The organism is Actinospica acidithermotolerans, from assembly GCF_018139625.1.
In the GTDB taxonomy this organism is placed as follows: Bacteria; Actinomycetota; Actinomycetes; order Streptomycetales; family Catenulisporaceae; genus Actinospica; species Actinospica acidithermotolerans.
The window spans coordinates 1-10,167 of record NZ_JAGSOH010000182.1 but is presented as its reverse complement, the minus strand read 5'-3'; the positions used below and the strand labels follow the sequence as shown (position 1 = coordinate 10,167).

Genomic DNA, 10,167 nt, shown 5'->3' with positions numbered 1-10,167 from the left:
GCGTTGACCGCTGCGGGGGACGCCGTCTCGCCGGGGTCGGTGCCGGCTGCGGCCGCGGCGGCTCAGGCCGCGGCCGCCAGCGCGGCGTGCGCGGTGAACTACACGGTCAGCTCGAACTGGACCACCGGGTTCGAGGTGCAGATCACCATCACCAACACCGGTCCCGCGATCACCAGCTGGAACCTGCAGTACGCGTACACCGGATCCGAGACGCTGGCCAGCGGCTGGGACGGGACGTGGACGCAGAGCGGCGGCACGATCAGTGTCGCCAGCGAGAGCTGGAACGGCAGCCTGGCGACGAACGCCTCCACCGGCATCGGGGCGACGTTCAACCTCAGCGGGTCGCTCGACACGCCGACCGCGTTCACGCTGAACGGTGTCGCGTGCAGCAGCAACACCGGCGGGACGGCGTCGGCCAGCCCGACCGCCAGCGCCAGCAGCACCGCGACGGCGAGCTCCACGGCCACGGCGACCTCGACCGCTACCGGCACGAGCACCGCCTCCTCGAGTCCGACGACGTCCACGGCCAGCGCGTCGCCGACCTCTACCGGGACCACCGGCGCCGCGCCGTGCACGGTCGTGCCGGGGTCGTCGTCCTCGAACGAGCTCGCGCCCAGCGTGTCGCTGGTCAGTCCGACCTCCAGCGAGATCTTCAGCCCGGGGTCGAACATCTCCATCCAGGCCTCGGCGTGCAGTTCGGGGAGCATCAGCTCCGTGACCTATTACTCGAGCACCGGCCCCGGGAACAACGCGGAGATCGGGGTCTCGACGGCGAGTCCGTGGGCCATTCAGTGGTCGAACGTCGCGGCGGGGAACTACTCGGTGACCGCGGTCGCGACGGACAACCTCGGGCAGAGCACGACGTCGTACCCGGTCGCGATCTCGGTCGAGGGGCCGACGATCATCGTCAACCCGACCGTGCTGACGGTCGCGCAGGGGACGACCTCGACCTTCGGAGTCGCGCTGTCCTCGCAGCCGGCCACCAGCGTCACGGTCGCGGTCGCGCAGAGCGGGGACTCCGATCTGTCGATCTCGGCGGGTTCGTCGCTCACCTTCACCACGTCGAACTGGAACGTCGCGCAGCAGGTGAGCGTGAAGTCCGGGAGCACGTCGGCGGACGTGGGGGCCAGCGGGACGATCACGGCGTCGGCCGCCGGGTACACGTCGGGGACGGTCGCCGTCACCGAGGCGCAGTCGGGTTCCACATACGACCAGTGGTTCCTGAACCTGTACGACGACATCAAGAACCCCGCGAACGGCTACTTCAGCCCGCGGGGGATCCCCTACCACTCCGTCGAGACGCTGATCGTCGAGGCGCCCGACTACGGCCACGAGACGACCTCCGAGACCTACAGCTACTGGCTGTGGCTGGAGGCCGACTACGGCCGCGTCACCGGGGACTGGACTCCGTTCGTCAATGCGTGGACGAACATGGAGACGTACATGATCCCGAACGACGCGAACCAGCCGGGCCAGTGCTCGTACAACCCCTCCTCGCCCGCGACCTACGGGCCCGAGGAGCCGGCGCCGAGCGACTACCCGGTCGCCCTCAACTCCTCGGTGCCGGTCGGCTCCGACCCGCTGTCCGCGGAGCTCAAGTCCGCCTACGGCACCTGCGACATGTACCAGCCGATGTGGATCATGGACACGGACAACCGGTACGGCTTCGGCCAGCAGGAGGACGGCACCTCGACGCCGAGCTGGGTCAACAGCTACCAGCGCGGGGCCGAGGAGTCGGTGTGGGACACCGTGCCGCAGCCGGACTGGGACACGATGACCAAGTACGGCAGCGCGGACGGCTTCCTCAACCTGTTCAACAACGGCGGCGGAAGCTTCGCCGCGCAGTACAAGTACACGGACGCGCCGGACGCCGACGCACGCATGGTGCAAGCAGCGTTCTGGGCCGACACCTACGCCAAGGCGCAGGGCAAGACGTCCTCGGTCTCGGCGACCACCGCCAAGGCCGCGAAGCTCGGCGACTACCTGCGCTACTCGATGTTCGACAAGTACTTCAAGCAGATCAGCAGCGCGTGCAGCCAGGACGGGTCGGTCTCCTGCCCGGCCGGGACCGGCAAGTCGAACGAGGACACGTACCTGATGTCCTGGTACGACGCGTGGGGCGGCTCGACCACCGGCGCCTGGAGCTGGCGGATCAGCGGCACCGAGATCCACGAGGGCTACCAGAACCCGCTCGCCGCGTACGCGCTGAGCACCGACTCCGACCTGATCCCGCTGTCGCCGACCGCGAAGAGCGACTGGGCGACGAGCCTGACCGCGCAGCTGAACCTCTACTCCTGGCTGCAGTCGGCCGAGGGCGCGATCGCGGGCGGCGTCACCGACAACTGGGGCGGCAACTACGGCGACGTGTCCAAGCCGCCGTCCGGGGACACCACGTTCGACGGCATGTACTACGACCCGGAGCCCGAGTACCACAACCCTCCGAGCAACCAGTGGTTCGGCTACCAGACGTGGCCGATGGAGCGGCTCGCGGAGTACTACTACGAGACCGGCAACACCCAGGCGCAGGCCATCCTGGCCAAGTGGGTCGCCTGGGCCGAGTCGGTCACCACCGTCACGCCGAGCACCGGCACGCTGCTGCTGCCCGGCACGCTGACCTGGAGCGGGCAGCCCGGCGAGAACTGGACCACCGGCACGTCGAGCTCCTCGCAGCCCCCTGCGAACACCGCTCTGCACGTGGCGGTCTCCGGCACGGACACGGACATCGGCGTCGCGGCGTCGCTGGCCAAGGTCTATGAGTACTACGCGGCCAAGTCCGGCGACTCGACCGCCGAGGCCGCCGCGCAGAACATCATCGACATCATCCACAAGTACTACGCGGACTCGATCGGCTACACCGCGCCCGAGACGCGAACCGACTACAGCAACTTCACGTCCGCCTACAACAGCACCAACTACGAGGGCGTCTACTTCCCGTCCTCGTGGACCGGGACCTACCCCGGCGGGATCAAGCTCAGCTCCGCCACGAACACGTTCCTCTCCATCAGGCCGTGGTACGTGGGAGACCCGGAGTGGTCGAAGGTCTCGACCTATCTGAGCGGCGGTTCCGCGCCGGTCTTCGACTACCACCGGTTCTGGGCCGAGGGCGACGTGGCGACGGCGTTCGACGCCTTCGCCTACCTCTTCCCGTCCGTCCAAGCGCCGTCGGGATTCTGATGCGCGGAAGCGATGATCACAGCGTGCGGTCCGGAGTCATCCGGGCCGCGCGCCCGCGCCGCTCGGCGGCCGCGATCGCGGCCGTGCTGGCGGCGCTGCTGATGACGTGCGGTCTGCCCTCGCTCGCGGCCTGCTCCGGGTCCTCGGGCGACTCCTCGCTGCCGAGGGTCTCCGGGGCCCTCGGCGCCGATCCGCAGATCGCGCTGCCGGACGGCGACCCGCCGAGCGGGCTCGTCGTGCGCACGCTGATCCAGGGCGCCGGACCGCAGGTCAAGGCCGATGACCTAGCCCTTGTGTACGTCGAGGGCAAGGTCTGGGCCGGGGACCGGGAGGTCTTCGACAGCTACACCGACCGCCAGCCGCAGTCCGTGCCGCTGGCCACCGGAGGCGTGCTGCCCGCCTGGAAGCAGCTCGCCGGTCGGCGCGTCGGCAGCAGGGTCATGATGGTCGTGCCGCCCTCCGACGGCTTCGGGTCGAAGGGCGACTCGCAGCTGAACATCGCGAGCAGTGACACGCTCGTCTTCGTCTTCGACGTACTCAGCGCGGTCTCCGAGGGCGCGGCGGCGAACGGCTCCGCGATCGCCTACGACCCGGGCAAGTCGCTGCCGACCGTCAAGGAGACGAGCGCGGGCCCGAAGATCACCATTCCCGCGAAGACCTCGCCGCCGAAGAAGCTCGTCGTGAAGACGCTGGTCAAGGGCAACGGCGCGCCGCTCGCCTCCGGCCAGACGGTCGTGGTCCAGTACTCCGGCGTCGTCTGGCGCAGCGGCCGATTGTTCGACTCCTCCTACACGACGAAGACCCCGGACTCCTTCGTGCTCGGCGCCGGCCAGGTGATCCCCGGCTGGGAGCAGGGCCTCGGCGGGGTGACGGTCGGCAGCAGGGTACTGCTGGTCGTCCCGCCGTCGCTGGCCTACGGCGATCAGGCGGAGCCGCCGTACATCGACAACAACGACACGCTCGTGTTCGTCATCGACGTGATCGACGCGTACACGCCGGAGGGATCGTGATGATGCACAGGAGACGACGCGGCAGGACGGCGGCCGTGGCGGCAGCGGCCGCCGTCGCCTTCGCCGCGGCCGGATGCGGTTCGTCCGGCACGTCGAGCGCCACCGACAGCCTGACCGTCATTCAGGTCGTCGCGGCGGAAAGCGTCTGGGCGGAGGTCGCGACGCAGATCGGCGGCCCGAACGTGCACGTCACGACGTTGGCCGACAGCGCCTCCGACAAGAAGGCCATCGCGGGCGCGCAGGTGCTGATCGTGAACGGCGCCGGGTTCGACGCGTGGGCCAGCCAGGACGCGGCGGCGAACCCCGGCGTCGGCCGTCTCGACCTGAACGTGGGCGACGAGGTGGGCATGATGCCGGGAGGCGTGGACCCGTACCTCTGGTACAGCCCGGCCGACGTCGACGTGGCCGCCGAGCGGCTGGAGGCGGACTTCGCGCAGCTGCGGCCGGGCTCCGCGGCGTTCTTCCAGGATCAGGAGCAGGCCTTCGAGCGCAGTTCGCAGGCCACTGACGAGGCTCTGGCCGGCACGATCAAGTCGCGGTTCGCCGGGACGCACGTCGCGGCGTGCACCGGGCTCGCCTCGGACGTCGCGGCGGACCTCGGGCTCAAGCCGCAGCGGCAGATCGACCAGAGCAAGGCGCTGCTCTGCGATACGAAGGGCGACACGGCGCTGCTGGAGGCCGCGGCCCACGCGAAGATCCCGGTGGTCTCGCTCGCCGAGGGCCTGGAACCGGCCGGAACGACCTTTCAGCAGTGGCTGACCGGCCAGCTCCAGCAGATCCAGCAGGCCCTCGGCGGCGGCCGGCCCTGACGCGGAGGCGAGCGCCGCGACCTACCGGCAGTCCGGCTCCACGGCGATGCGGCCCGACCTCATGGCGGCCCGCATCGCCGCGTAGTCGCGCTCGTTCTGGTCCGCGTACGCCGGAGGCGAGCGCCGCGCCCTCGGCGGCGGCCGGCCCTGACGCGGAGGCGAGCGCCGCGACCTACCGGCAGTCCGGCTCCACGGCGATGCGGCCCGACCTCATGGCGGCCCGCATCGCCGCGTAGTCGCGCTCGTTCTGGTCCGCGTACGCCGGAGGCGAGCGCCGCGCCCTCGGCGGCGGCCGGCCCTGACGCGGAGGCGAGCGCCGCGACCTACCGGCAGTCCGGCTCCACGGCGATGCGGCCCGACCTCATGGCGGCCCGCATCGCCGCGTAGTCGCGCTCGTTCTGGTCCGCGTACGCCGGAGGCGAGCGCCGCGCCCTCGGCGGCGGCCGGCCCTGACGCGGAGGCGAGCGCCGCGACCTACCGGCAGTCCGGCTCCACGGCGATGCGGCCCGACCTCATGGCGGCCCGCATCGCCGCGTAGTCGCGCTCGTTCTGGTCCGCGTACGCCGCCGAGAACTCCGCGATGGCGTGCGCGAACGTCGCGTCGTCGCCCAGGTACGCGGCGATGGCGACCCGGTCGCCCGAGCGCGCGTGCGCCCGCGCGAGCGTCCAGCCGCACAGCTTGCCGTAGTCGATCATGTCGCGCGGGACCATGTCCTCGATGTTCGCCGAGCCCTTCCAGTCGGCGAGCTGCCGCACGTAGAAATCGCGGCGCACGCCGTCAATGCCCTCGGTCGACTCCCAGCCGAGGAAGATGTCGCTCGCGGCCTGCATCAGCCGCTGGCCGTCGACGACGCGCTTGCCCTGGCAGCCGGCGTGCCGCGGATCCGGCTTCATGCCGCCGTACTCCTCGAGGACCGAGCGCTGCGCCTCCTTGATCTGGAGGAACAGCGGATCGTCGTCGTCCCGGCCGAACATCAGCGTGATCCAGCAGCGCGTTCCGACGCTGCCGACGCCCACCACCTTGCGCGCCATGTCCACGTAGTCGAACTTGTTCAGCAGGACGCGGCGGTCCGGCTGGAGGGTCTTGCGGTAGCTGTGGAGCAGCCTCTGGATTTTCGCCTCGAACCGCGCGAGCTCCTCGGGCGGGAGCAGGTCGCGCACCGGGACCACGAGCGGGGGATCGGCGACGATGCGCTGCCGGCCGTCCACCAGCTTCGTGAGCTTGCCCATGGCCCGGCGGCTGTTGCGGGTGCGCGCGTGGGCGATCGACTTGTCCACGGCCTTGCGCCGCGCCTTCTTCAGCTGGTCCTTGAGCGTCTTCTTGATCTCGTGCACGTCGCCCTGCGCGTACCAGACGTCGAGCTCGTGCATGCCCGCGAATTCGAGCATCGCGTGCTGGTACGAGCGCACCGCGGCCATCTGGATCGCCCGGCGGTGCTTGCGGCCGAAGCCGTTGCCGCGCGCGGCGATCTCCAGGCTCGCGGCCAGCCGCTTGACGTCCCACTCCCACGGCCCGGGATGCGTCTCGTCGAAGTCGTTCACGTCGAACACGAGCCGGCGCTCGGGCGAGGCGAACAGCCCGAAATTGGCCAGGTGCGCGTCGCCGCAGGCCTGCACGTGCAGGCCGGAGTCGGGCGTGCCGGCCAGGTCGGACGCCATGATCGCCGCGCCGCCGCGGTAGAACGCGAAGGGGGAGGCGAGCATCCGGCCGTGCCGGATCGGGACGAGTTCGGGCACCCGGTCGGCGTCCTGCCGCTCGAGGATCGCGATCGGGTCGCGGTCGCGCACCGACGCCGGCACCTCGGCGTGCGCGGCCGGCGGGACCAGGTCCCGCGCGGTGATCCCCTGCCCGGCCGACGTGAGTGCCGCGGTGGTGGTCGTCATGCTGCCTCCCGACGTCGATGCAGGATCCGCGCGCACGCGCGCCGCGCTTCTCGCCATCCTGCGCTCCGCGACCGGGTCGTGCTACTCGGTCGTACGGCATTCGCAGTAAGTTCCCCCGTTGAGCCGTAGGATGCGGGGCACGGCGGTGGAGGAGGGCGTGATGGTGGCAACGCGTGGCCGGCAGGCGGTGGGCACCAAGGAGGCGATCATGGCGACCGCCGAGCGGCTGTTCGCCGAGCACGGGGTCACGGCCGTCTCCAGCCGCCAGATCAGCGAGGCCGCGGGGCAGGGCAACAACGCGGCGGTCGGCTACCACTTCGGCGCGAAATCCGACCTGATCAGGGCCATCGTGCACCGGCACGACGCGCAGATCGAGCAGTCCCGCAGGCTGCTCGTCGAGCGGATCGAGGCGGCGGACGCGGGGGCCGGCGTACGCGGCTGGGTCGAGTGCCTGGTCCTGCCGCTGACCGAGCACCTGGCCGCGATCGGCCGCACCTCCTGGTACGCCCGCTTCTCGCTCCAGATCAGCACCGATCCCGCGTTGCGCGAGATCGCCACCGACGAGGTGCTGGCCGCGCCCTCGCTGGGGCCGATCCTGCAGGGCCTGCGCGCCGGGATGCCCGACCTGCCGGAGGACGTGCGCCGGGAGCGGCTGCAGATGGTCCGAAGCATGCTGATGCACACCTGCGCGGACCGGGAGCGGGCGCTGGCGGCCTCGGGCGAGCCGCCCAAGGCGGCCTGGGCGCGCACCGCGACACTCCTGGTGGACGCCGTCACCGGCCTGCTGCTCGCGCCGGCCACCCCCGAATCCGGGTTCTGACCGGCGCTTTCTCCGGACGCCGCCCCGCTATATGTAGAACTCTGCGAAAAAAGTTAAGTCGGACGCTTGACTTAATACTACGCCGCGCAGTTGACTGCCCACGGAACGGCAACCTCGTCTCGAGGAGTGGGTACCACCATGAAGTTGACGGTTGATCAGGACGTGTGCTGCGGCGCGGGACAGTGCGTGCTGCTGGCGCCCGAGGTCTTCGACCAGCGCGAGCAGGACGGCATCGTCGTGCTGCTCGACGAGACCCCGGCCGACGCGCTGCACGAGGTCGTCCGCGAGGCCGCGGCCGTCTGCCCGGCCGGCGCGATCTCGGTGGAGGAGGGCCGGTGACGATCGCGCAGGAGACCCTCCCCGCCTACCCGATGCGCAAGGCGCCGGGCTGCCCCTTCGATCCGCCGCCGGAGCTCGGCGAGCTGCAGCGGCAGGGCCCGATCGCGAAGGTCCGCCTCTGGGACGGCAGCACGCCCTGGCTCGTCACCGGCTTCGCCGAGCAGCGCACCCTGCTGCGCGACGCCCGGCTGAGCTCGGACGTCACCCGCCCCGGCTTCCCCACGATCGTGCCCGTCCTGCCCACCGCGGCCGGCCAGGGCCTGAGCTTCATCAGGATGGACGACCCCGACCACGCCCGGCTGCGCCGCATGGTGACGGCCAACTTCGCGATCAAGCGGGTCGAGGCGATGCGCCCGGCCGTGCAGCGGATCGTCGACGAGCTGATCGACGGCCTGCTCGCCGGCCCGCGGCCGGTCGACCTGGTCGAGGCCTTCGCGCTGCCGGTGCCCTCGCGGGTGATCTGCGACCTGCTCGGAGTGCCGTACGCCGACCACGGCTTCTTCCAGGACAACAGCAAGGTCCTGATCCGCCGCTCGGTCACCGCCGAGGAGCGCGCGGCGGCCCGCACGCGGCTGTTCGACTACCTGGACGGTCTCATCGAGGAGAAGACGAAGCGCCCCGCCGACGACCTGCTCTCCGAGCTGGCGGCGCGGGTCACCGCGGGCGAGCTCACCCGCGCGGAGGCCGCGCAGATGGGCGTGCTCATGCTCGTCGCCGGGCACGAGACGACCGCCAACATGATCGCCCTCGGCACGTTCGCGCTGCTCGAGTACCCCGGGGAGCTCGCCCGGCTGCGCGGCGACGAGACCGACCCGGACCTGGTCGCCAGCGCCGTCAACGAGCTGCTGCGGTACCTCAACATCACGCACACCGGACGCGTCCGGCAGGTGCTGGCGGACATCGAGATCGCGGGGGAGGTGCTGCGCGCGGGCGACGGCGTGATCCTGGCGAACGACATCGGCAACCGCGACCCGGCCGCGTTCCCCGACCCGGACCGGCTCGACCTCGGCCGCGAGGCGCGCAACCACGTGGCCTTCGGCTTCGGCGTGCACCAGTGCCTCGGCCAGCCGCTCGCCCGGCTCGAACTGCAGGTCGTCTACGGCACGCTCTACCGCCGGATCCCGGACCTGCGGCTGGCCGTCGAACCGGCGGACGTCCCGCTCAAGCACGACGGCTTCGTGTACGGCGTCTACGAACTGCCGGTCACCTGGTAGAAAACGGCTGGCTCCGCTTCCGCTGTGCCGGAAGGCTGGCGGTATGGAGTTCTTCTGCTACCACCGCGACCGGTCCGGCTCCGCAGCACTGCGCGACGATTTGGTCGAGCAGCACTGGTCCTACATGGATCAGTACGCGAAGGAGCTGATCGCCCGCGGTCCGACGCTCACCCGCGACGGCGAGACCGCGACCGGAAGCGTGCACGTCGTCGACCTTCCCGACCCCGCCGCAGCACGCGTCTTCGCATTCGACGAGCCGAACTACCAGGCCGGCGTCTACCGGGACGTGATGCTGCGGCGCTGGCGCAACCTGCTCGGCCGGACCATGTGGGAATTCCCCGGCGGACGCGAGGGCGGGGACCGCTTCCTGGTCCTCGGCCTCGGCGAACCGCGGGCGCTCGACCTCTCGGCACCGGACGACCGGGACGACCTGATCGCCTTCGGCCCGCTGCTCGCCGACGACGGCGTGACCTGGCTCGGCACGGCGGCGTTGGTCCGCGCGGCGAGCCCCGAAAGCGCGCGGGCCGTCCTCGCCGAAAACGAATACGCCGAAATCGAAGTCCACCCCTGGCGATTCGGCGGACGCCCGTCTCAATAGCTCGACCGAATTCCCGCGACTCATGGAAATCGCGGGAACGCGATTGCCTACCCCGAAAGCGTATAACGGTGTTCCGGGCGGCCCGTCGCGCCGTATCGGAGTTGCAGCCGCACGACTCCGTGCTGCGCCAGATAGCTGAGGTATCGCTGGGCGGTCGGGCGGCTCACGCCGACCTGCTCGGCGACCTCGGCCGCCGAGATGTCGCCCTCTGCCGCGCGCACGGCGTTGCGCACCAGTTCCAGCGTCGGCGCCGAATGTCCCTTCGCGGGCTGCTCGACGCGCTGCGGCGCCGGGCCGCGGAGCATGCCGAAGAGCGCGT

At 70.9% G+C, this 10,167-nt stretch carries 9 protein-coding genes; 7 read left to right on the top strand and 2 right to left on the bottom strand.

Going from position 1 to position 10,167, the window contains the following annotated elements; all coding sequences use genetic code 11:
* The first annotated feature begins 39 nt into the window (after positions 1-39).
* From KDK95_RS32565 to KDK95_RS32555, 3 genes are read left to right on the top strand one after another with little or no spacing between them, the layout of a single operon-like run.
* Entirely contained in the window at positions 40-3,174 is a 3,135-nt protein-coding gene (locus KDK95_RS32565; protein ID WP_372463422.1) for a glycoside hydrolase family 48 protein, read from the top strand.
* A gap of 23 nt (positions 3,175-3,197) precedes the next feature.
* Complete coding sequence (locus KDK95_RS32560) at positions 3,198-4,184, top strand: FKBP-type peptidyl-prolyl cis-trans isomerase (protein ID WP_212522202.1); 987 nt, start codon at positions 3,198-3,200, stop codon at positions 4,182-4,184.
* Between the two features lie 35 nt (positions 4,185-4,219).
* Entirely contained in the window at positions 4,220-4,993 is a 774-nt protein-coding gene (locus KDK95_RS32555; protein WP_212522201.1) for a metal ABC transporter solute-binding protein, Zn/Mn family, read from the top strand.
* A 474-nt stretch (positions 4,994-5,467) separates the two neighbouring features.
* On the opposite strand, the gene KDK95_RS32550 is transcribed toward KDK95_RS32555, so the two are convergent.
* Positions 5,468-6,877 carry a DUF2252 domain-containing protein gene (locus KDK95_RS32550; protein WP_212522200.1) on the bottom strand — a complete coding sequence of 470 codons (1,410 nt, stop codon included), beginning with the start codon at positions 6,875-6,877 and terminating at the stop codon, positions 5,468-5,470.
* A 160-nt stretch (positions 6,878-7,037) separates the two neighbouring features.
* Here KDK95_RS32550 and KDK95_RS32545 point away from each other — a divergent pair, with 160 nt between their 5' ends.
* The 4 genes from KDK95_RS32545 to KDK95_RS32530 all read left to right on the top strand — a co-directional run bounded on the left by KDK95_RS32545 (position 7,038) and on the right by KDK95_RS32530 (position 9,848).
* A complete protein-coding gene (locus KDK95_RS32545) occupies positions 7,038-7,697 on the top strand; it encodes a TetR/AcrR family transcriptional regulator (protein WP_212522199.1) in 660 nt (219 codons plus the stop codon).
* 138 nt (positions 7,698-7,835) lie between these two features.
* The gene (locus KDK95_RS32540) at positions 7,836-8,036 is read left to right on the top strand and encodes a ferredoxin (protein WP_212522198.1); all 201 of its coding nucleotides are present in this window, start codon (positions 7,836-7,838) and stop codon (positions 8,034-8,036) included.
* A 32-nt stretch (positions 8,037-8,068) separates the two neighbouring features.
* Positions 8,069-9,250 carry a cytochrome P450 gene (locus KDK95_RS32535; RefSeq protein ID WP_212522204.1) on the top strand — a complete coding sequence of 394 codons (1,182 nt, stop codon included), beginning with the start codon at positions 8,069-8,071 and terminating at the stop codon, positions 9,248-9,250.
* Between the two features lie 43 nt (positions 9,251-9,293).
* A complete protein-coding gene (locus tag KDK95_RS32530) occupies positions 9,294-9,848 on the top strand; it encodes a YciI family protein (RefSeq protein ID WP_212522197.1) in 555 nt (184 codons plus the stop codon).
* Positions 9,849-9,895: 47 nt separating this feature from the next.
* On the opposite strand, the gene KDK95_RS32525 is transcribed toward KDK95_RS32530, so the two are convergent.
* Positions 9,896-10,167, bottom strand: a 272-nt coding sequence (locus KDK95_RS32525; RefSeq protein ID WP_212522196.1) for a helix-turn-helix domain-containing protein, incomplete at its 5' end; no start/stop codon positions are given.